This is a genomic window from cyanobacterium endosymbiont of Braarudosphaera bigelowii, from assembly GCF_020885515.1.
Classification (GTDB): Bacteria; Cyanobacteriota; Cyanobacteriia; order Cyanobacteriales; family Microcystaceae; genus Atelocyanobacterium; species Atelocyanobacterium thalassa_A.
Window position 1 is genome coordinate 24,040 of sequence record NZ_AP024987.1, and the last position, 23,200, is coordinate 47,239.

The 23,200-nt window shown below is 31.0% G+C and carries 17 protein-coding genes; 9 read left to right on the forward strand and 8 right to left on the reverse strand.

The features are described 5' to 3' along the window. Positions 1-31: 31 nt before the first annotated feature. Positions 32-385 (forward strand): YbaB/EbfC family nucleoid-associated protein, encoded by a 354-nt coding sequence (locus tag LPC16_RS00110; protein WP_229637296.1) that lies wholly within the window; start codon positions 32-34, stop codon positions 383-385. Between the two features lie 156 nt (positions 386-541). Here LPC16_RS00110 and LPC16_RS00115 read toward each other — a convergent pair whose 3' ends face one another. Further along, a complete protein-coding gene (locus tag LPC16_RS00115; RefSeq protein ID WP_040054832.1) occupies positions 542-958 on the reverse strand; it encodes a hypothetical protein in 417 nt (138 codons plus the stop codon). Between the two features lie 646 nt (positions 959-1,604). On the opposite strand from LPC16_RS00115, the gene LPC16_RS00120 reads away from it, so the two are divergent. After that, a complete protein-coding gene (locus LPC16_RS00120) occupies positions 1,605-1,931 on the forward strand; it encodes a hypothetical protein (protein WP_229637297.1) in 327 nt (108 codons plus the stop codon). A 132-nt stretch (positions 1,932-2,063) separates the two neighbouring features. Here the strand turns inward: LPC16_RS00120 and LPC16_RS00125 are convergent, their stop codons facing one another. Continuing rightward, positions 2,064-4,238: a lytic transglycosylase domain-containing protein gene (locus tag LPC16_RS00125; protein ID WP_229637298.1), complete on the reverse strand. Its 2,175-nt coding sequence runs from the start codon at positions 4,236-4,238 to the stop codon at positions 2,064-2,066. A 632-nt stretch (positions 4,239-4,870) separates the two neighbouring features. On the opposite strand from LPC16_RS00125, the gene LPC16_RS00130 reads away from it, so the two are divergent. Next, positions 4,871-6,667 carry an iron uptake porin gene (locus tag LPC16_RS00130; RefSeq protein ID WP_040054829.1) on the forward strand — a complete coding sequence of 599 codons (1,797 nt, stop codon included), beginning with the start codon at positions 4,871-4,873 and terminating at the stop codon, positions 6,665-6,667. Positions 6,668-7,114: 447 nt separating this feature from the next. Further along, positions 7,115-8,971, forward strand: coding sequence for an ATP-dependent zinc metalloprotease FtsH3 (gene ftsH3, locus LPC16_RS00135; protein ID WP_229637299.1), 1,857 nt, complete (start codon positions 7,115-7,117; stop codon positions 8,969-8,971). A 379-nt stretch (positions 8,972-9,350) separates the two neighbouring features. Here the strand turns inward: ftsH3 and LPC16_RS00140 are convergent, their stop codons facing one another. Both LPC16_RS00140 and LPC16_RS00145 read right to left on the reverse strand, forming a co-directional pair. Further along, a complete protein-coding gene (locus tag LPC16_RS00140; protein WP_040054827.1) occupies positions 9,351-9,641 on the reverse strand; it encodes a YggT family protein in 291 nt (96 codons plus the stop codon). 137 nt (positions 9,642-9,778) lie between these two features. Beyond that, positions 9,779-11,524, reverse strand: coding sequence for an ABC transporter ATP-binding protein (locus tag LPC16_RS00145; RefSeq protein ID WP_229637300.1), 1,746 nt, complete (start codon positions 11,522-11,524; stop codon positions 9,779-9,781). Positions 11,525-11,964: 440 nt separating this feature from the next. Between LPC16_RS00145 and sir the strand changes: the two genes are divergently transcribed. Together sir and mgtE are read left to right on the forward strand one after the other, a co-directional pair. Continuing rightward, positions 11,965-13,731: a sulfite reductase, ferredoxin dependent gene (gene sir / locus LPC16_RS00150; protein WP_229637301.1), complete on the forward strand. Its 1,767-nt coding sequence runs from the start codon at positions 11,965-11,967 to the stop codon at positions 13,729-13,731. 514 nt (positions 13,732-14,245) lie between these two features. Then, positions 14,246-15,634: a magnesium transporter gene (gene mgtE, locus LPC16_RS00155; RefSeq protein ID WP_040054824.1), complete on the forward strand. Its 1,389-nt coding sequence runs from the start codon at positions 14,246-14,248 to the stop codon at positions 15,632-15,634. A 58-nt stretch (positions 15,635-15,692) separates the two neighbouring features. On the opposite strand, the gene aroC is transcribed toward mgtE, so the two are convergent. After that, the gene (gene aroC / locus LPC16_RS00160; protein ID WP_040054823.1) at positions 15,693-16,784 is read right to left on the reverse strand and encodes a chorismate synthase; all 1,092 of its coding nucleotides are present in this window, start codon (positions 16,782-16,784) and stop codon (positions 15,693-15,695) included. Positions 16,785-16,965: 181 nt separating this feature from the next. Here aroC and isiD point away from each other — a divergent pair, with 181 nt between their 5' ends. After that, a complete protein-coding gene (isiD, locus tag LPC16_RS00165; protein ID WP_040054822.1) occupies positions 16,966-17,178 on the forward strand; it encodes a protein IsiD in 213 nt (70 codons plus the stop codon). Positions 17,179-17,391: 213 nt separating this feature from the next. Here the strand turns inward: isiD and LPC16_RS00170 are convergent, their stop codons facing one another. Then, positions 17,392-17,664, reverse strand: coding sequence for a UPF0367 protein family (locus LPC16_RS00170; RefSeq protein ID WP_040054821.1), 273 nt, complete (start codon positions 17,662-17,664; stop codon positions 17,392-17,394). Between the two features lie 327 nt (positions 17,665-17,991). Between LPC16_RS00170 and trmH the strand changes: the two genes are divergently transcribed. Then, positions 17,992-18,654 (forward strand): tRNA (guanosine(18)-2'-O)-methyltransferase TrmH, encoded by a 663-nt coding sequence (trmH, locus tag LPC16_RS00175; RefSeq protein WP_229637302.1) that lies wholly within the window; start codon positions 17,992-17,994, stop codon positions 18,652-18,654. A gap of 94 nt (positions 18,655-18,748) precedes the next feature. Further along, complete coding sequence (locus tag LPC16_RS00180; RefSeq protein WP_229637303.1) at positions 18,749-19,990, forward strand: LL-diaminopimelate aminotransferase; 1,242 nt, start codon at positions 18,749-18,751, stop codon at positions 19,988-19,990. 32 nt (positions 19,991-20,022) lie between these two features. Here the strand turns inward: LPC16_RS00180 and LPC16_RS00185 are convergent, their stop codons facing one another. Together LPC16_RS00185 and LPC16_RS00190 are read right to left on the reverse strand one after the other, a co-directional pair. After that, entirely contained in the window at positions 20,023-20,808 is a 786-nt protein-coding gene (locus LPC16_RS00185) for a DUF3153 domain-containing protein (protein WP_229637304.1), read from the reverse strand. Positions 20,809-20,841: 33 nt separating this feature from the next. Beyond that, the gene (locus LPC16_RS00190; RefSeq protein ID WP_229637305.1) at positions 20,842-23,094 is read right to left on the reverse strand and encodes a ribonuclease R family protein; all 2,253 of its coding nucleotides are present in this window, start codon (positions 23,092-23,094) and stop codon (positions 20,842-20,844) included. Positions 23,095-23,200 lie beyond the last annotated feature (106 nt).

The following is a 23,200-nucleotide window of genomic DNA, read 5'->3' on the forward strand; positions in this document are numbered from 1 at the left end:
ATTTAGTTCTATTCAATATTATTTAAAAAATATGTCACAAGAAAAAGGAAAAGGTTTTGGATTTGGATTAGGAAAAATTAAAGAACTTCAAGAAGCCTTTAAGAAAGCACAACAAGTTCAAGCTGGGGCACAACAGCTTCAAGAGGAACTAGAGAAAATGGGCATTGAGGGTTATAGTGACGAAACCAAGTTAGTTACAGTAATCATTAGTGGAAATCAAGAACCTCGTGAAGTTATTATTAGTCCAAGTGCTATGGACAAAGATCCTAATGCTTTATCTGAACTTGTAACAATGGCAATGAGAGACGCCTATAATAAATCAACGGAAACAATGAGGGAAAAAATGGAAGTTCTTACTAGTGGACTAAATTTACCTGGAATGTAAATTAAAGTATTTGGGAAATTGGGTAGATCATCTTCCCCCAATTTCTTTAACTTGAACCATATCTAAATCTAACAAAAAAATTATTATGCAAAACAAATTGCTTTAATAATAAATTAACTTGTTATCTAATATTCCGAAATGTAAAATATATTAAGTTTATTCCTTAAGTCTAAGATTATCTAGATATCCTGTCCATTGTGCCGCTAGAGAAATATCAGTAAACGGAATTGTAATAGTGGGTTCATCTGATTTTTTAAAAATAAACCGTATTAGAGCTATCCCTTTTTTAGGTAAGTTATCTAAATCAGCAACATTATTATTAATCAATAATGTTACTGATTGAACATCATTTAAAGAAAAACTAGGCAAATTATTTGGAATGTTTCTTTTCGGTTGACCCCAAGTTACTTGTTTATTTTTAAGTCCGATAACAGAATATATATCATATTTAGCTGTATCAAAGCCTTTTGACCATAGACTATAAGCTTCTAGCTTTTGATATTCATTCCACCCATTCCAAGTTAACCAACTAAAAAATACGAGCAAAGGCAACCACATAAGCCCTCTTTCCATTATTAAATTTCCTCGTCGTTACAAAATAGATACTTTAGAATAATAGATTTACATCCTAAGCAAGTTAGTTGTTTTAATAATAGGAATATTATCACAATGTAGAGAAGTAAGCTTTATTATTAAAAGTTCATATTTTTCTATACATTTAGTAGTATTAGTTTGTAAGATAAAATAATTAATATATCGTGTACAGATATATTGATTTAATAATAAAAGCAAATATCTTAAGTATTATTAATTTGAATATATGTTTTTAATATTGATGTATGTATTTATAAATATATAAGCTATAGATACTGGGTTCTTTAACCGTAATTTAGATTACGTAAAAAATATTTTTGGTATGATAATGACCTTTAAAAAAGTTATATATTAGTATAGAAAACGTTTGAATTTGATTTTTAGTCAAAGGCGCTATGGTAGCAGTAATTACTAAAAAATATAAACTAATATTATTGCTTTAGTATCTATTACTAATTAGAATTAAGTACTTTTCAGAATATATAGCTTAGAAATTTGTTTTTGTTGTATTCAAACAACTTTTCTTTGAAATAAACACTATAGAAAAGACAATATTTCTAGAAAAATACATAATAGGTTTACTAAGAATTAATTATTCTCGTATGAGGTTTTTATAAGCACTACAATGAATAACTTAAAAAATGATATTAAATCCATTGTAAATTTGATGAATATCACAATTACCAGTCTTGTCGTAATTATCATTTTTATTATTGGAATATCCAATCTTACAGAAAATTCACAAAGTCGTCATATTAGACAATTTGCTGAAAAAAAACTACGATTATTTTCTAGAGGATATAGTCTTGACACCATTAATTGTGATGGTGTTGATATTAACCATAATGGATTTGTTAATTGTAGGGCAAGCGATAGAAAACAAAATATTATTTTGTTGGAATGTCCCTATAAAGAAAAGAATAGTAGGTGTAATTATTTATTTAAAAAATAGCTAATCATGTCATAGAAGAGAATTTTTATATCTACAAAGTTTATGATTAATTTTAGCAATACCTCTTCGAGATAAACTATTCGTTATCTATTTAAGTTAACCTGTCAATTCTTTGAAGAGAAATATATTTTATTAATATTGTTTAAATCGTAAATAAGTTTCTTGATCATAGATACGTAAGTAATTCCAATAGTTACTAAATACTGATTTAACATACTCTTTAGTCTCTTGAAATGGAATTTCTTCCACGAAAAGATCAGGATCCCTAGTGTTATATTGTTTTACCCAATTTGATACATTGTTTGGTCCTGCGTTATAGCTTGCAACAGCCAATAAGGAATTATCATTATACTTTTTATGAGTATAGTTTAAATACCAAATTCCTAGAAAAATATTATCATTCAAATTTTCTAAATGGTAATGTTTAATATTCACTTGGTTAGCTATCCATTCCCCGGTGATTGGCATTACTTGCATTATTCCTGTTGCTCCTACAGGTGATTTGCTACTATTATCAAATCGAGATTCTTGACGCATTATAGACATAATCAATAAAGGATTTAATGTATAGTGCTTGGACCAGAGAATTATAGATTTATAAAAATGAAGTGGAAATAAAGCTCGCCAATATTGATCTTTTTTTCGAAGATTTTGCCATTCTTGTTTTTCAAGAAAACTATTCTTATTTTGAAGATTCCATATCTGATTAATAGATTGAAGATTTTTCCCGTAGGTTAGTTTTAGTAAAGCATCAGTAAATCCTTGCTTAGTATTAAGATTATAACTTTGATTGATTTCTGTTTTGAAGAGCAGTAATGCGTCATTATCTTGTCCTAAACGGTATAGAGTTTTAAATATTTCAGATCCAGAGGGGGGAATTGGCCGTGAAATAGGTTGACTAACTACAGGAAATATTTGACGTAAGTTATTAAAATCTCCTACATTCCATCCTAATTGAATTGCAGAACGCCAAGCGTAATAAGAGTGAGGGTAATTTTTAATTACACTTTGGAATACCAGTCTAGACTGTTGAAAATTACCTAATTGCTTTTCCCATTTACCTAGCCAAAATCCAGCTTTTGGGGCCATCGAACTATCTACATTGTCAATAAAAATCGATTTTGCCCATGCCTTAGCTTTTATAACGTTCTTTGCATTAACGGCTTCTTTAACAATTTTCCAGCGATATATAGCTGCCAACTTATGATGGGGATATTTAAAAATTAACAACTGATAAATTTTTTCTGCTTCATCAGTGTGGTTTAACTTTTGCAATAGATTTGCTTTGTATGAAAGGATTTCTGGAGTATATACAGTAGACTTTGCAATAATTTTATCAAGATAATCAAGAGCAATTTCAGGAGGTAACAATACTACTAATCTTTTTAGTGAAAGTAATGCCTCCAAAGAATCAGGAAAATTTAAGAGTACTTTCTTATAAGTTTCCAGTATTTTCTCAGGACTTTTTTCATTAAATTCTAGCTCCTGGCTTCTAGCAAAGCGATAAAGATTGTGGGAATTCTTTTTAGTTTTCAAATATGCAAAAGAAGCTTTATCGTATTCTTGAGTTTCCCAGTAGCCATTTGCAATAGATTCCCAGTCTTTGGGGAGTAAATGTCTTGTGTAGTTATTAACTAGATAATTACGAATAGTATTGGCTTTCTTATCATATATGGCATATCTTGCTAGAGATATTAGTAATTCAAATTGTTTAGGATTTTCTTCCAATCTCTTATAAATTAATTCTTGAATTTTAGGATATTGAGGAAACTTAATAATTCCTGTATCCCAATATTTAGATTCATATTTTCCTAATTGATAATGGGCTTCTGCTGATATAAAAGATACGGGATATCTTTTAATTAGTGTTTTCCAAATTTTTTGAGCCTGTGTAAGGTTGTTGGTTAACTCATAGCCTCGAGCCCTTTTTAACAAGATATAAGGCATCAAAATAGGATATTCATTTTCTAGATTTTTTAATTGCCTTAAAGCAAGACCTCCTTCGTATCGCGCAAGTAAATCAATAGATAACAGATAGCGTGCACGTGCTCTTTCGATAGATTGCTTTTTTTGAGAAGCAATTTCTTTAAGAATATCTTTTCTTTGCTTTGCAGGAACTTCTGCTAGGGTTAGGACAATAGATTTTTTTTCAAGATCTTGTTGAAAAAGTAATTCAATATTATTATATTTCTTCTTCTCTACCCATTTTTTAAGTATAGGAAGTAAAAAAAAAGTATTAGTCAATCCGACTAATATTATGCTGAAAATAATAACTGATTGATACTTATTTTTTAGTTTATTGAACATTCCAATTTTATAAATAGTATTGAAAATTTTTTACTATGTTCTACGACTTATTTAAGTAATCTTAACTACTATCTTAATTAACTGATACTCGCAAACAAGTCAATATTAACTTTTTTGTAAATATATAAGAACTTGAAATGTTATCGTATCTTAATTATAAAAATATAAGTACTTTTTTAAAAAAGTATGAAAATGAAAATTAAACACACTAGGATGTCTTTGTTCTTTATGACTAAAAAAATATTTTAGTCATAAAGAACAAAATATTATATCTTTAATAAATTATATATTTTAACCAATATATAATTGCATTTTATTCACATGTATGTTGTGAGTAAACTCTAGAAAAAATATATAAGCGACTATAAAGTATATATAAGCCATTAAGAAAATCTACTATTTACCATACTTAATGGCATTTTTACTATACAATAAGCACCAAATTTAAGATAAGTATGCAGCTAATATTAGCCTTGATAAATTATAAAAGCAACTTTGTTTAAACATTGGCTCTAATTATTAAGAACGTTGTAAGATTTTTTGAAGAAGTCTATCATACACAAGTGGGTACTTTTAAGTTTAAGTATTCACTGAGTTAAATTACTCATTTTCTAGGTGTGAGGATTGTATATATGTTAAATTTATTGACTAAATCTTTTAAGACTATTCCAGTAACTTTAGGAATTTTTCTTTTGGTTACATCAGGGGTAACAGCTACAACTAACGAATTTAAAACTCAAAAAACAAAAATAAATACTGTTTCTTCTGAAGAAGCATTAGGCGTATTGAAAAATCGTCCACAACTTAAGATACCTGTCAGCCAGGATAACATAAAACAATTTAGAGATACGACTTTTAACAATCATATGTCTCAGGTAACTAGTATATCTGAGCTACAAGACGTTTCGCCTACGGATTGGGCATATGAAGCGCTTAGAAGCCTTGTTGAACGCTATGGTTGTATAGTAGGCTATCCTGATCGCACTTTTAGAGGTAACCATTCTACCTCTCGAAATGAATTTGCAGCCGGTTTAAATTCTTGTCTAAATACTATCGAAAGATTATTGCAAGAAAATGTAGCTGTTTTAAGAGAGGATATTGAGAAATTAAAACGTTTATCTCAAGAATTTGAACAAGAATTAATTGCTTTAGGAGCAAGAATTAGTAACCTTGAAGCAAGAGCTGCTTTTCTTGAAGACCACCAATTCTCAACTACTACAAAATTAAAAGGCGAAGTTTTATTTACCCTTTCTTCAGCTGCAGGAGAAAGAGCACTAGATTTTCGCGAACAAGATTTATTAAACCAAGGTGCACTACCTGCCGAACGCCGCCGTATTGATGATAATGCTACTTTTGGATATAGAACAAGGTTATTCTTAAGTACTTCTTTTTCGGGGAAGGATCTATTAAGAACTCGTATTCAGGCTGGTAGTCTTCCAAACCTTAAAGAGTTTACAGGAACTGAAATGACTCGTTTAAGTCATGACGCTCAACAAAACGGTAATGCGGTTGTTAATAAGTTGTACTATCGTTTTCCTGCTGGCAATTTTACGACTTGGGTTGGTGCAGAAAATTTAGAAATAAATGATATTTTTGATGAAGGTAATCCTTTTTTAAAAAGTTCTGGTACAGGTGCATTGTCAAGATTTATCCGTCGTGATCCTTTAACAATGAGAGGACCAGAAGGAATTGGTGGCGGTTTTGCATACAAAATTAATGATATGTTCACACTTAGAGGTCTTTATTTGTCCAAAGATGGTAATAAACCTTCTCTTGGCAACGGTTTGTTTAATGGTAATTTTACTGCTGGGAGCCAATTAGCCTTTAAGCCAATAGATTCAGTTTCATTCAATTTTCATTTCCTTCATTCTTATTTTAAGTCTAATGATGTTAACATCAGTTCCTCTACAGGAAGTTATGTTGAAAATCATTTTCGCTCTAAGTCTGTTAAAAATAAAATAGGACGAGGTATTGGTAGAGATCCCTTTTTAGGTGCTCCAACTATTAGAGATAGTTATGGAGCAAATGGTAATTGGCGCATTAATAACACATTTAACCTAACAGCCTGGGTTGGATATTCTCTGGCAAGAGCTCAAGGGCACGACTCATCACGAGTTAGTCGTCGTGGATTTGGAGCAGATTACTGGTCATGGATGACTGCTCTTTCTGCAGTAGATTTCTTTAAAGATGGAGCTGTATTATCAGTAGCAGGTGGTGCTTTACCTAACTCTCGGCGGATTGATGCTATTCCAGGAGACTTGACTATTCCAGATCAAGATACTCCTTACATAATTGAAGCTCAGTATAAATATCCAGTCAATGACAATATCCTTTTAACCCCTGGATTTTACGTAATATTACAACCAGATGGCAACAACTTAAACAATAGCATTTGGGTTGGAGCTTTACGAACTAGCTTTCAATTTTGATTAGAAAAATTATAGGGGAAAATAATACTTGTCTCTGATTCTATCGAGTATATTTTAAGTATTCTGGACTAAATTTGTTAGTTGGCTTATTGTTACTTTAAAAACTACTTTATCTCATAAAGTATAGATAAAATAATGGAACGTAATTTAGTAAATTAGCAGTTCCATTATTTTTTTTATCGAAATTACTGAAAAAAATTTTCAAACGAAGACGTTAGTCGTTAAATTTTTCTTATAGTTTTCTAAAATAATTAGTTAAATTTTCTATATATTTGTTTTAAGTATAAAATTTGCTAGTCAATTTTCCATGAGAAACGTTAACATAAATTAACAAGCATTCTTATTAAGGATTTCCTACGTCATAGACGTTATTATCTGCTTAAGTTTTTATTCCTGATATATTTTACTTAATTCTATCTTCACCCTATTTGAGAAGAGGTTGACAGCGTGAACAACAATAACAAAAAATGGCGCAATGCCGGACTATATGGACTCTTGTTGATTGTTATATTAGCATTAGTATCTGCTTTTCTAGATAATAGCAATACTCAGAGTCGTGAAAATCTTACCTATAGCGATTTCATTAATCAAGTAGAAAACAACCAAATTGAACAGGTAATATTAAGCGCAGATAGGACACAAGCTAAAGTTTCCAGCTCTAGTAGTGGTGCTCCTTCGTTGGTTAATTTACCAAACGATCCAGAACTGATTAATATTCTTTCTAAAAATAAAGTTGATATTATAATTCAACCGCAAAATAGTGAAGGAGTCTGGTTTCGTATTCTTAGTAGCCTTTTCTTACCTATATTGCTTTTGGTAGGACTTTTTTTTCTATTGCGAAGAACACAAAATGGACCTGGTTCTCAAGCGATGAATTTTGGTAAGTCAAAAGCACGAGTCCAAATGGAACCTCAGACTCAGGTTACCTTCGGTGATGTCGCTGGTATAGAACAGGCTAAGTTAGAATTAACTGAAGTAGTTGATTTTCTCAAAAATGCTGATCGTTTTACTGCTATTGGTGCAAAAATTCCTAAAGGAGTTCTTTTAGTTGGACCACCTGGAACTGGTAAAACTCTTTTAGCAAGAGCAGTAGCTGGAGAAGCTGGAGTACCTTTCTTTTCTATTTCTGGTTCAGAATTTGTGGAGATGTTTGTTGGAGTTGGAGCTTCTCGTGTTCGTGATTTATTTGAGCAAGCCAAAACTAATGCACCCTGTATTGTTTTTATTGACGAAATAGATGCAGTAGGTCGTCAAAGAGGAGCTGGTTTAGGTGGTGGTAATGATGAAAGAGAACAAACTTTAAATCAACTATTGACAGAAATGGATGGATTTGAAGGCAACACAGGAATTATTATAATTGCTGCTACTAACCGTCCTGATGTCTTGGATGCGGCTTTACTGCGCCCCGGTCGTTTTGATCGTCAAGTTGTTGTCGATAGGCCAGATTACGCTGGTCGAAGAGAGATTCTTCAAGTTCATGCTCGAGGAAAAACTCTTTCTAAAGATGTTGATTTAGATAAAATTGCTCGCCGCACCCCTGGTTTTACAGGAGCTGATCTTTCTAATTTATTAAATGAAGCTGCTATCCTAGCAGCTCGCCGTAGTCTTACTGAGATTTCAGCAGATGAGGTTAATGACGCCATTGATAGAGTTTTGGCAGGACCTGAGAAAAAAAATCGGGTTATGAGTGAAAAAAGAAAAACATTAGTAGCATTCCATGAAGCAGGACATGCACTAGTAGGTGCATTAATGCCTGATTACGATCCTGTACAAAAAATTAGTATTATTCCACGTGGTCAAGCAGGTGGACTGACTTGGTTTACTCCTAGTGAGGAAAGAATGGAATCAGGACTATATTCTCGTGCCTATTTACAAAATCAAATGGCAGTTGCCTTAGGTGGAAGAGTAGCGGAAGAGATTATTTTTGGAGAAGAAGAAGTAACGACTGGTGCCTCTAATGATTTACAACAAGTAGCAAGAGTAGCACGTCAAATGATTACCCGTTTTGGTATGAGTGATCGATTGGGACCAGTGGCTCTAGGAAGACAGAATGGTGGTGGAGTATTTTTAGGCAAAGAAATTGCTTCTGATAGAGATTTCTCAAATGAAACTGCATCTGCCATAGATGAAGAAGTTCGTCAATTAGTAGATACAGCGTATAAGCGTGCAAAAAATGTACTGGAAGATAATCGTCATGTTTTGGATGACTTAGCAAAAATGTTAATAGAAAAAGAAACAGTTGACTCAGATGAATTACAAACAATTCTGAATAATAATCAATTAACTATGGCTAAATTAGCCTAATATCAAGTTGATATAAATAAGGTTGTTAATGTAGTGTAATTTATTTAATACACTACATTAACAACCTTATTTATTTTATGATTTCTAAAAAATATTTTTTAAAAATGGATTAACTATATATTTTTTTAAAGTTCTTGAAAGTAAAATTTTAACCCTATAACTTATAGTCATAGCATATCTCTCTAGAAAACAATACCTAGATAGAATTTTATTTATTAAATACGACAATGATAATAACTTATAAACAAATTTAATAATTAAACTTATCATAGGAATTAGTAATTCTAGAACATAATTTTTTTTAGCCTATTAACCAATTCCTTAGAAAGTTAAAAAATGTAATATTTATAGATTTTATATGAATAATTTTTAAAATTCATCAAAAGCCTACTGCGCCATATGTAGATAAACTATCTAAAATACTTGACAGAAATTGTAGTGCAAGAATAGCTAAAATTGCAGAAATATCGATACCACCTAGTGGAGGTATAAATGAACGAAAGATATTAAGGTATGGATCAATAATAGGACTTAAAAAAGACATGGCATTGTATGCCCACTCTGCAGTTTGAAACCAAGAAAGTAAAATACGGATAAAAATTAATACAAGGTATATATTAAGAAATGTATTTAGGGTTTGAAAAATCAGCTGAGTGATCGCAGTGTTCATTTTTAATTATTCTCCTCATTTATAAATATATATTCTCTAACGATTCTATATCAAATCTAGATAACATGACATGACAAATTTCTTAGATACCTTTAGTTGTTTTTGTAGTGTTGTTTTTTGCTTAAAAAGCAAAATCGTTAATCAATAATTTCTATTAGTTGATTTTGTTGCCATAGAGTCTGAAAAATTCCAGGCATATTTACTAAGGTTTTATAAGTTCCAATTTGTATAATTTCTCCATGATTCATAACAAAAATTCTATCTGCATGAGCAGCCGCAGATAATTGGTGAGAAATAAAGATAACACTTTTCTTTTTTTCATTTGAGAGATTTTCAAGAATGCAAGTAGCAGTTTTATTATCTACACTAGAAAGAGCATCATCTAATATTAATATAGGAGAATCCATAAGCAATGCTCGAGCAAGAGCTGCACGTTGACGTTGACCTCCTGACAATGTAATTCCTCTCTCTCCTACTAAAGTTTCATATTGTTGAGGAAAGTTTAAAATCTCTTGATGAATTTGAGATTTTTTGGCTGTATGTATTACCTCAAAAATATTTTTTCTTGGATCCCCATAACGAATATTATTTAATATTGTAGTATTGAATAGGAAACTATCTTGTGGCACATAGGTAATAATTTCTCTTAATGATTTTAAATAAATTTCAGTAAAATCATGATTATCTAGGAAAAGTTCTCCAGCTTCAATATCTAACAAGCGAAGCAACGCATTAGCTAAGGTTGTTTTACCAGAACCAACAGGGCCTACAATTGCTACTATTTCTCCAGGCTTAATAGTAAAATTAATATTTCTAATCGTTGGATCTTTTTTGCCTGGATAGGTGTAAGATAGATTTTTTGCTACTATTGTCCCATTAACAGAGCTAATAGGTAAAAATTTATTATTAACTATATTGTTAACCTTAGGTCTTATGTTAAAAATAGTTTCTACTCTATCAATACTAACTTCTCCTCGTTGATAGGCCGTAATAGTAAATCCTAATAAAGCAGTTGGAAACACTAAACGTTCAACTAAAATTATTAAAGCAATAAAATCTCCTATACTGATATTGTTTCGATCAATTTCATATGCTCCAAAGCTTAGCAATAATAGCAAGCTAGTATAAGATAATCCTTCAATTAAAGGAAATAAAAAGTTTTCAATCTGGGCTAATTTTAATTTAGCTTGTAACAATTGATAGTTTCTATAGTTAAACTCTCGTTTCTCACTATTTTCTTGAGCATAAATTTTTATTAAAGATATATTACTCATATCTTCCTGAATTAATTGGCTAATTATAGATAGTTGGTTTTGTACAGCTAATTGTTGTTTCTGTAAGTTTTTGCTAAAGATCTTTACTATAACTAACATCAAAGGATAAACAATAACTGCACAAATACTGAGTAAGATGTTTATACTCAACATGACAGGAAAAGTTAGAGTATAAACAAAAATTGTATTAATTAAACTAAGTAAGGCAAAACCTACCAAAAGTCGAATGTTATCGACATCACTAGTTGCACGACTAATAAAATCTCCAGATGTATGTGTTGAAAAATATTCTGGTTCTAAAGTCAATAAATGTTGAAAAATCTTTTGCTTTAGACTAAATTCAACATCACGTCCTACTCCAAAAATTAGTAATCGAGACAACATTCTAATAATCCATGCAATTGAAGCCAATACGAAAATAAGAATAGCAGTTTTAAATACCTGATAAATATTAAAAGAATACCTTAAGCTATCGACGTTGTCCCTTATTAATAGAGGTATATAAACACCTAGGCTGTTAACTATTAGTAATGAAAGTGTACCGATTAATATACTAGCTTTATAAGGAACGAGATAAATAAACAATTGTTGTAATTTTAGTATTTTCATAAACTAATAATAAAGTTCCTTTTTTTGTAAAGCAGTATAGTAAAGGTATAACTAGAACGTAATGATACAAAAAAATACTTCTTTATATCTAATTAATGGATATGATAACTAATTAAGGTTTTAAAAATAGAAAATAAAAATTTTACTAACCCTTAAACTCTTAACCATTTAAAAAAGCTAATTTTTTTATCTTAGGAAAGGTAGAGAATCTTTTAAAATTAATTAGTTTAAGAAGTAACAATAATATCTCTAATATATGTTTTTATTATAAAATAAGTCTTAGATATAGATAATTAAGTTTAGGTAATTTGATAGGTATAATGTGGTATTACATTTTTTAAAAGACTAATTGAGATAAAGGAGTTAACATAAAGAGAGTCATCTAAAATTTGACTGAGCGAGACGAACTAGATTATTATCGAATTTAAATATTTGTTTCAATGGCTAAGACCCCAGTTTCATCCACCCGTAAAGTTTCCAAATTAGAAAAAATTAAGGAAACTAGTAACTTTTTGAGAGAACCACTAGCAACCCAATTATTAGAAAATAGTACTCATTTCACAGAAGAAGCAGTCCAAATTCTTAAATTTCATGGTTCTTACCAGCAAGATAACAGAGATAACAGAGTAAAAGGGCAAGAAAAAGACTATCAATTTATGTTACGTACTCGTAACCCAGGTGGTTTTATTTCTCCTCAGCTTTATGCCGCTTTAGATGAACTCAGTAATAATTATGGTAACCACACCTTAAGGATAACAACGCGTCAAGGACTCCAGATTCATGGAATTGTGAAAAAAAATCTAAAACTGGCAATTTCAACAATTGTCAAAAATATGGGTTCAACTTTAGGTGCCTGTGGGGATTTAAATCGTAACGTGATGTCTCCTCCTGCACCCTTTAAGAATCATCCAGAATACGAATACGCTAGAGAGTATGCAGATAAGATAGCTGACTTACTAAGTCCCCAAACATCAGCTTATTATGAAATTTGGCTAGACGGTGAAAAAACTATTAGTTCAGAAGAATCTCTTGAAGTTGTAAAAGCTCGTCAAAAGAATAGCCAAGGAAATTTCTTTGATGATGGAGATGAACCTATTTATGGTAAATACTATATGCCGCGCAAGTTTAAATGTAGTATTACTGTACCTGGAGATAATTCTATTGATTTATATACACATGATGTCAGTTTGGTAGTTATTACAGATAATAACAAAAAGTTACTTGGTTTTAATATTCTTACAGGCGGAGGAATGGGGCGTACTCATAATAAAGAAGAAACTTTTCCCCGATTAGCAGATCCTCTTGGTTATGTAAATAAACAAGATATTTATGAGTTTATGAAGTCAATTATAGCTGTACAGCGAGATTACGGAGATCGTAATCAACGCCGTCATGCTCGTATGAAATATCTCATTGAAGACTGGGGTTTAAATACATTTCGTAAAAAAATAGAGGAGTACTTAGGCAAAAAAATAGAACCGTTTAAGCCCCTTCCAGATTGGCAATATAAAGACTATCTTGGTTGGCAAGAGCAAGGAGACGGTAAGTTATTTTTAGGTATCTCTATAGAAAATGGTCGAATTCAGGATAAAGACAATTTTCGTTTAAAAACTGCTCTTAAAGAAATTAATAATAAATACTTTTTACCTATACGTTTAACTGCTAATCATAATCTTATCCTTTACGATATTGCTTCAACTTCTAAAGTAGAGATTGAAGCGATTCTTAAATCTCATGGTATCGTCAGTGATCCGCAAAAGTTAAATTTCTTAACCCGTTATTCTATGGCTTGTCCTGCCCTACCTACTTGCAGCCTGGCTATAACAGAATCAGAAAGAATACTTCCTACTATAATTAGTCGTATTCAAAATGTCTTACATTTATTGGATTTATCTTCAGAAAAAATTGTTATTAGAATGACAGGATGCCCAAATGGTTGTGCACGGCCCTATATGGCAGAATTAGGATTTGTAGGTAGTGCGCCAGGAAATTATCAAATTTGGCTAGGAGGTAACTCAGATCAAACTCAACTAGCTAAACCTTATATTGATAAATTACCTGATGAAGAAATAGAAAGTTTTATTGAGCCATTGTTCTTTTATTTCAAAAAAGAGAAACAAAACAATGAAAGTTTTGGGACATTTTGTCATAGAGTTGGTTTTGAAGCTCTTCATGATTTTTCTGCAACTTATGTACCCATAGAGTAATATCTTAAAGATAAAATTCTTCAATTAAAAAAAGAGATGACACTTGATCTTTTAGTTTGCAAGAAGTGAAAGTAATTAGGTGGATGAGAAAAAATTTTAATTTTTTCTCATCCACCTAATTTTTATAAGTAAAAAATATTAAGTCTACAGTCAGAATGTAAAATAACCTTATTGTGGGGCTAGTTTAAACTAATTGTTATATTTTTTGTAGTTTCTAAAATATAAGTTGTATGAGTTGGATTTTAAATCGACCTTTAAATAACGAAATATTACTATTATTGATACTTAGTTTAGATTCAATAAAAAGTTTTTACAAATATTTAATAACAATTTAAATAATTAAGTAAAAAATTTATGTAGTTAATTTATAGTAGAGTTAATAGTACGATGAATCGAAAGATTTAATGAATTCCATGAAAAATTATGATAACAAAATTATAGGCAAGGTTAAATTTTGTTAATGTCATCATGGTAAAAAAAAAGGCAAAATGGGCTTTGACTCAATCTATAACTATTGAATAAACCTATAACTATGGTGCAATTAAATACCCGTAAAGAGTTGCGTCAGCTAATCTGTAATAAATTAGCTTTACTATTAAAACAAGGAAACTTACAAGAAGCAAAAAAAATTCTTGTATCTGTACAACCTGTAGATATAGCTGAAGCTATTGGAGGTTTATCTAAATCAATACAAGTAATTGCTTTTCGCTTATTATCGAAGGAAGAAGCCATTGCTGTTTATGAACACCTAGAATCTACAGTTCAACAATCTCTGCTTGAGCAATTTAAGCAACAGGAAGTTAGAGATATAGTTGATAGAATGTCTCCTGACGACCGAGCTCGTTTATTTGATGAGCTACCGGCAAAAATCGTTCGACGTTTATTAGAACAACTAAGTCCTGAAGAAAGGCAAGCAACAGCTTTATTACTAGGATATGAGGAACATACTGCTGGGCGTATTATGACTCCAGAGTATATCTCCTTAAAACAAAGCTTTACTGTTTCTCGAACACTTGAACATATAAGGACTTTAGCTACTTCTTCTGAAATAGTTTATTACCTATATGTAACTGATGCTTTCCGCCATCTTGTGGGTATTGTTTCTTTAAGAGATTTAGTTTTATCTCATCCAGATACCATTCTTGGAAAAATAATGGTGAAAGATATTGTTTGTGTTAACACTAACGATGATCAAGAAGAAGTTGCACAAACAATACAAAGATATGACTTATTTGCAGTTCCTGTTGTAGACAAGGAACAGAGACTTGTTGGAGTAGTTACTGTAGACGATGTTATTGATATTATTCAACAAGAAGCTACTGAAGATATCTATGCTTTAGGAGGAGTTCAATCAGACGGTGAAAACTATTTTCAAACAGATTTATTAACAGTTACAAGGAAGAGGGTTGCATGGTTATTGATTTTGTTACTTACAAATACTGTTACTGGAATGATAATTAAATCTCAAGTCGCTTTGATAGAACAAATGGCAATTTTAACTGCTTTTATTCCACTACTAATAGGCACTGGAGGTAATGTTGGGGCTCAATCTTCGACAGTCGTGATAAGAGGATTGAATACGAACGATATTAGAGATCTTGGCTCTAAACAAGTAATTTTAAGAGAGCTCACAGCTGGAACTTTATTAGGAATTATCCTAGGAATTTTAGCTACAATTTGGGCCTATGGAGTTCAAGGAAGTTGGCTAGTATCTATATCTGTAGGTATCAGTTTAGTTATAATTGCAATTTTGGCTTCAATAGCAGGTTCAGCCTTACCCTTTGTTTTTAGAAGTTTTGGATTAGATCCTGCTTTAATGTCGGCTCCTTTTATTACAACTATAGTTGATGTAGTAGGGGTATTAATTTATTTTTCTACTGCTAAACTTGTCTTAGGATTGTAATTTTTTTCATATACAAAAAATTGTTATAGTATACTTTGACAAATAACACAAAGTAATATTACTTTAATATTTTACATTGGGCCTGCCAACGCAATAAATGGTCACATAGAACCAAAGCTACCATTGCATCAACCATAGGTACTGCTCTGGGCAAAACGCAAGGATCATGTCTTCCTTTACTAGATAAGATTGCCTCTATATTGTCAGATGTAACAGTTTTTTGTTTTTTTCCAATAGTTGCCGTTGGTTTAAATGCAGTTCGAATAATAATATTTTCTCCATTACTAATTCCTCCTTGAATTCCCCCTGATCTATTAGTTTTGGTACGTATGTTTCCAGTACTATCTATATAAAATTCATCATTATGCTGACTTCCTGTCATTAACGTTCCTTTAAATCCTGAGCCTATCTCAAACCCTTTGCTAGCTGGTAAAGACATTACAGCTTTAGCCAAGTCAGCTTCTAATTTATCAAATACAGGTTCACCTAAACCTTGAGGAGAATTACGTACAACACATTCAATAACTCCTCCTATTGAATCATTGCTTTTCTTAATATCCTCTATTAAAGAAATCATTTGTCTAGCAACCTTTTGATCAGGACAACGAATAAAGTTATTCTCAATTTCTTCAAAAGTAATTTTATTCGGATTTACTACTGCTCTTAAGTTTTTAACTTGTTTTACATAACTAATTATTTCAACGTTGTTAAATTGCTTAAGAATTTTCTTTGCGATCGCTCCTGCAGCTACTCTACCGATAGTTTCCCGTGCCGACGATCTACCACCACCTTGCCAATTCCTAGTTTTATATTTTGTCTCATACGTCCAATCTGCATGAGATGGTCTAAATTTGCTTTTCATCTCATCATAGTCTTGCGGACAAAAATCTTTATTGTGAACCAAAATAGTGATAGGAGTTCCTAAAGTTAAACCATTAAATATTCCAGAAACAATTTCACAATTATCCATTTCTTGGCGAGAAGTAGTAATTTTACTTTGACCTGGTCGACGACGGTTTAAATCTTTTTGAATATCTATTTCAGATATTTCCAAGCATGGAGGACAACCATCAATGATTACCCCAACTACTCCTCCATGTGATTCTCCAAATGTGGTAACACGAAATAGTTTACCAAAAGTATTACCCATATGACTTATTTTGAATTGAGATTCATTATATCGTAATGATTTTGAATATAGAATTTGATATATTTTAGATAAATTAATTTACCTAAAACTATTAATTTTTGATAAATTGACTAAACCTGAGAAAAAAATAAAGCTACAATTATTATGGCTGTATTTTAAGCAGCATTGGAGAAAATGCGGAATGACTACTATGAACCTAACAGAAAAAGATATTTCCGCTTTAACAGAGCAGGATATAATAGCCCTTGTAGCTCGTTTAGATCAAGACGACTACAACAATCCTTTCGAGTCTCTCGAAGACTGGCATGTATTAAGAACAATACTTTTTCAGCGCCAAGATCTGGCTGAACCTTATTTACATTTACTTGATATTGAAGCATATGATGAAGCATAAGTCATATTGTCATTTCAACAACTTCCTACTAAATTAGGTAGTAGTATAACCTTTATAATTTTTCTAGTGAAAATAGCAAATCTTTATCTTGTACTAAATATATTTTATTTGATAACTAGATTTATTTTTACAAGAGCTCAAATGTAAGAGCGATCTATAAGAAAAAATATTATTTAGGTTTTTTAGTAGATCGCGTACTTAATAATTATTGATCTAATCTTTTGTATCTATCAAAGAGAAAAATCCAGGAGCTTTGCCATTTGCAGTATTACTATCTTTTTGAGAAATAATTACTGCTCCAACATGATCGCTCATAACTGCAACTTTCTTTTCAGTTTGTTTTTCACAAGTAAGTTCGATTAGTTGAGGGGAAGATTTCATTGCAGCAACAATTTCCTGATATAAAATTTCTGCATCTGCAACTTCTTTTCTGTGTACAGAAATTGGAATAGGTGTGTACTTTAAGGCTAGATCAATACTAATCATAAATACTCCTTTCAATATATACTATGAAAAAATTATTAGTCAAAATTTTCGAACGTCCTAAATATAAGAAATATCTAGATAATTATTATTATCGTTGACTTAATATATTAGGGTATATGTTTTACCTAAGAGTTACATATAAATTTTTTATATCAATATGAACAGATAAGAGAATAGGTGTTCTGATGTTCAGTCATATACATATAATAATTATAGATTAATAATTACTTGTTTTGTTTAATGTTGATTTTACTACTTCAAATATTAAAAAACGTTATATCATTCATTTAGTTCCTAAAATATAATATTAAAATTATTTAACATACTGTGCTATATAAACGTCACAATCGTCTAAAAGAAGTTTTAAAAAAACGTCAGCCTCATTTAACCGTTTTAATGGAAGATATTCACAAGCCTCATAATTTATCAGCAATTATTCGTACTTGTGATGCAGTAGGCATATTAGATATTCATGTTGTTAATAAAAACGGAAACTATCCTACATTTAGTAAAATTTCTCAAGGTAGTGATAAATGGGTATTTATAACATCGTATAACAATATTAATGATGCGATAAATACTCTAAAACATAGACAATTTAAAATTTATGCAGCTCATTTTAGTAATATTGCAATTGATTATAGAAATGTAAACTATACAGAACCTATAGCTATTTTACTAGGTGCAGAAAAATGGGGAGTAAGCAAAGAAGCATCCCAATTAGTTGATGGACATATAACCATTCCTATGTTAGGCATGGTTCAATCTTTGAATGTTTCTGTTGCTGCTGCAGTGATTTTATTTGAAGCTCAACGCCAAAGATTAGAGGCGAAAATGTACACTAAAATACAACTATCACCTAAAACTTATAGTAAAATCTTATTCGAATGGAGTTATCCAAATATTTCAGAACTATATAAAAAAAATGGAAGACAATATCCAGCTTTAGAAGAAAATGGACAAATACTTGAAGGTAATGTATTAATCTAAAAATATTTAGTGATTAACGGGAAATATACATTAGATTTAAAGATATTTGATTACAAATAATAATCCCAGTTCAAACATTTTCAATTACATAACTATGGTTAGCATAAACGAAAATTACCTTAAGCTTAAAGCAGGATATCTTTTTCCTGAAATAACTAAAAGAGTCAATACTTTCTTAGTCGCTAATTCTAATACTGAGTTAATTAAGCTTGGTATTGGAGATGTGACTGAACCTCTTCCAGAAGCTTGTATAAAAGCTATGAAAAACGCTGTAGAAGATATGGGAGATCATAGTAAATTCAAAGGTTACGGTCCAGAGCAAGGTTATCAATGGCTAAGAGAAAAAATTGCATACTATGATTTTCAATTAAGAGGTTGTGATATTGATGCCTCAGAAATATTTATATCAGATGGATCAAAATGTGATACAGGAAATATTCTTGATATATTTGGTAAAAATAATAAGATTGCAATTACAGATCCTGTATATCCAGTCTATGTAGACACAAATGTAATGGCCGGTAATACAGGTCCCATAAATGTAGAAAATAATAGATATGATGATCTTATTTACCTTCCTATTAAAGCAGAGAATAACTTTGTTGCTAATATCCCTGATGTTAAGGTAGATCTGATTTATCTTTGTTTTCCGAATAATCCAACTGGCGCTGTTGCTAATAAAGAATATTTAAAATCTTGGGTTGATTATGCACAAGCTAATAATTCAATCATTCTTTTTGATGCAGCATATGAAGCTTTTATTACAGAAGAGACTATTCCACATTCTATCTACGAGATAGAAGGGGCTAAAAATTGCGCTATAGAATTTCGTTCATTTTCTAAGAATGCTGGTTTTACAGGAACTCGTTGCGCATTTACTGTAGTACCAAAAACTTTGATCGCCAATACAGCAAATGGTTCTACAGTAGAACTTTGGAAAATGTGGAATCGTCGTCAATCTACTAAATTCAATGGTGTATCTTATATTATTCAAAGAGGAGCAGAAGCTGTTTATTCTGAAGAAGGAAAAATACAAGTTAATAATTTAGTAAAATTTTATCTTGAAAATGCAAGAATAATACGTAAACAGTTAAACACCACAAAATTAGACAAAGTCTATGGAGGTATTAACTCACCTTACATATGGTTAAAAACTCCAGAAAATATCTCTAGCTGGGAGTTTTTTGATGAACTGTTACGAACAGTAAATATTGTAGGAACTCCAGGATCTGGATTTGGCTCCTCAGGAGAGGGTTATTTCCGTATTTCGGCTTTTAATAGTAGGGAAAATGTTGAAGAGGCGATGAAACGTATAAAGAAACACTATAAAGTTTAATTTTCAAACAAATCATATTAAGTTAAGTTACCTTATACTTTAAATAAGACTCGATACTTAATATAGATTCCTACCAGAATTGTCAAAAATATGCAGACAAAGCCTAGACCTAGATAATTAGGAGTCCAAAAAACCGTCTCAATCCTATTTATTTTTCCTGCTTCAAGTTTCCAGCTAATTCGTTGTTTTTCTTTGTCAAAGTTTTCGTTAAATTTATTATTTTTATGAATATTTTTAATATGCCAAGGAGTACTTAATGTAAATTCTAAATCTAACAACGAATCTGGTCTAATCAATTTATTCCCTTTCTTAGAAAATATTTCTAAGTCGCGTAAATCAATTTCAATACTTAGGTTATTGTATTCTGCTAATAACAAATTATGTTGTTGAATTGACATTTTTGTTTCTAAATGAGCCTTATTAAGGTCTTCACTTTCGATACCAGAAGTTACAAAGGACCTGCTAGGATTGAAAAATAAATTAAATTTTTCTACTAGATCAGTACTGCTATAAAAAGGGATAGTAAATAATAATTCATTTTCAGAAAGCTTTTTTACTTTTCCTTTTAATTTCTTTGTACGATCTTCTAAGCTATTTAACCATTTATTTATCTCAACTGGGCTAAACTTAGATAATTGTTCTGTTACGCTTACATGTTGAACAATTTCTCCATGATGTTGACTGTAAAAGTTAACTCCAATATCATAATGAACACACCCCGAGAGAAAGATTAATAAACTAAATATGAGACAAAAAAATATAGATTTCATGTTTTTCACTTTATCTGTCTGTTTATGCGTTTTATTGCAAGAATTCATATTTATTTACTCCTCCTAAAGTATTGATTATTATTAATCTTCATCCCAATCATTGTCATTTGCAGAGCTTCCTCCTCCAACAGTAACCAAGTCAATTTGTTGTCGATAATAATCAACACTTTTTACTTCGACTTCAACCTCATCACCTAAGCGATAAGCTATATGATTTTTACGGCCTACTAGACATCCATGACGGGAACGGTATTCGTACCAATCGTCTTTGAGAGAACTAACATGAACTAATCCTTCTACCAATAAATGTTCAATTTCAACAAAGAATCCATAAGATTGAACACCTGTAATCAGTCCCTGAAATACTTTTCCTGTTTGTTTTTTCATTTTCTCTGCTTTTTTTAATCCCTCAAGATCTTTTTCTGCATCTTCAGCAGTTTTTTCTTGATCATTAAGATGACTGACTAGAAAACGAAAATCTTCTTCTAATTCTTCCTGAATGGTTGGAGGTAAAACATTCCACGTAATATTACCATGACACTTACTACTATAAAGATCGACCCCAATTTTTGTTTGCTTAGTTCTACGATCTCTACCCTCACTAAAGACCAACTTTAGTATTCTTTGAATTAATAAGTCAACATATCGTTTACCTGGAGATATACAATGACTATAAGAGTCATTATATGCCAAACCAAAATGAGGACCTGGATTACTATTATATCTGGAAGATTTTAGAGTTCCATGGAGTAAATAGTTAAGAACATTAACATGGGAAGATTTGTTTAGTAATTGAGTTAGATTATAGTAATCTTGTGGAATAATTTCTTCATCATATTGAAGATTAAATTCAATACCTAGATTTTGAACCAACTTTAGTAAATCTTCTAACTCTTCCCAATCAGGTTCTGGTTGAGTGCAATAAATTCCTGGTATTCCTAATGCATTAATATGAGTAGCTACAACTTTATTTGTTAAGATTAATAGTTCAGTTAATAAAGAACGAATAGGCGTTTTAGATGAAGCCATAATAGTTCCAACTCTATTTTCATCTTGGTAAGGTAATTTAGGCTCTAGCTGCAGCTCAAATCCTCCTCTTTGTAGTCTTTGGGCTTTAATTAAAGGACTCACAGTAAAAAATAAGTTTTGAAGTTTTTCAATTAAACTTTTTTGTTTATCATGAACTTTATTTGGATCTGCCAAAAGCTCTTGTGTCTTCTGATATGTTAGCTGATGATCAATATTAATAATTGTAGGTTTAATTGAAAATTCTAACAGTTGACCACTTCTATCAAAAGTCATAATTACTGAAACTGTAAGAGAATCTTTATTTAGTTTCAGAGAATAATTTTCTATTATGAGTTCTGGTAACATAGGTAAAACTTTTTCACCTAGATAGAATGTTGTACCACGTTTCTTAGCTATTTTATCAAGAGAGGACCCTGGTTGAATATAATGAGCTATGTCTACAATATGAACTCCTAATTGCAAGTGATTATCTTCTGTTTCCTCTAAAGTAAAAGCAGTTTCAATAAAAGGAGGGCAATCTCTAATTATATCTTCAGTAAAAGTAAAAGATGTAATATTTCTCCAGTCAGAACGTTTTTCTAACTCTTCGTTTGCAATTTTCTTAGGTAATTGCTCGGCTAGTTTTAATTCATCTTCTGTAAAATTTTGTGGTAAATCATGTTTACAGCAAACAATATCAGTATCTGCTGCTGCTTCCGCATCGCTACCTAAAACACGAGTGACCTTCCCAACAGGAGGATGTTCTCCAATAGGATAACGAACTACAGAAACATGGACTAGGTGATCTACTGCTTTTTCTAAGTTATTTCCTTCTTCTGCAAGTGATAATTCAAATAGTAAGCGATCATCCAAGGGAATAGCATGATAGTTTTCATTATCTTTTTTAACTTGAGCTAATAAAGATGGGTTAGAACGTTCTAAGATAAGCTTTACTTCACCTTCTGGTGAGCGCCGACGAGTTCCTTCTTTGATAATCTTTACTAGTACTCGATCTCCATTCCAAGCGTTACTTAAATGAGCTTCTCTTACATAGATATCTTCTTCATCTTCATCATCTTGAATTGCAAAACAAAATCCTTTACTCGAACAACGTAATTTAGCTTGAACAAGATTGTCTTCCAAAATACGACGATATTTACCTCGTTCTTTTTCTAAAATACCTATCAGTTCTAAGGTGTCAAGTATAGCTTGTAGCTGTTGTATACTTTTGTTATCTTCACACCCTAATTTTTTTTCCAAATGTTTGGCCGCCACCAATTTGTTATCACTGAAGTAGGATAAAAGTGTAGCGATTGAAAATTCCATCTATAATAGTCCTTTCTAAAATGTTAAGTGAATCTAAATTAATCTAAAAAAATGAAATGATAAACATTAAATCTAATAGTGAATAAGTATTTTGCTTAAAAACATA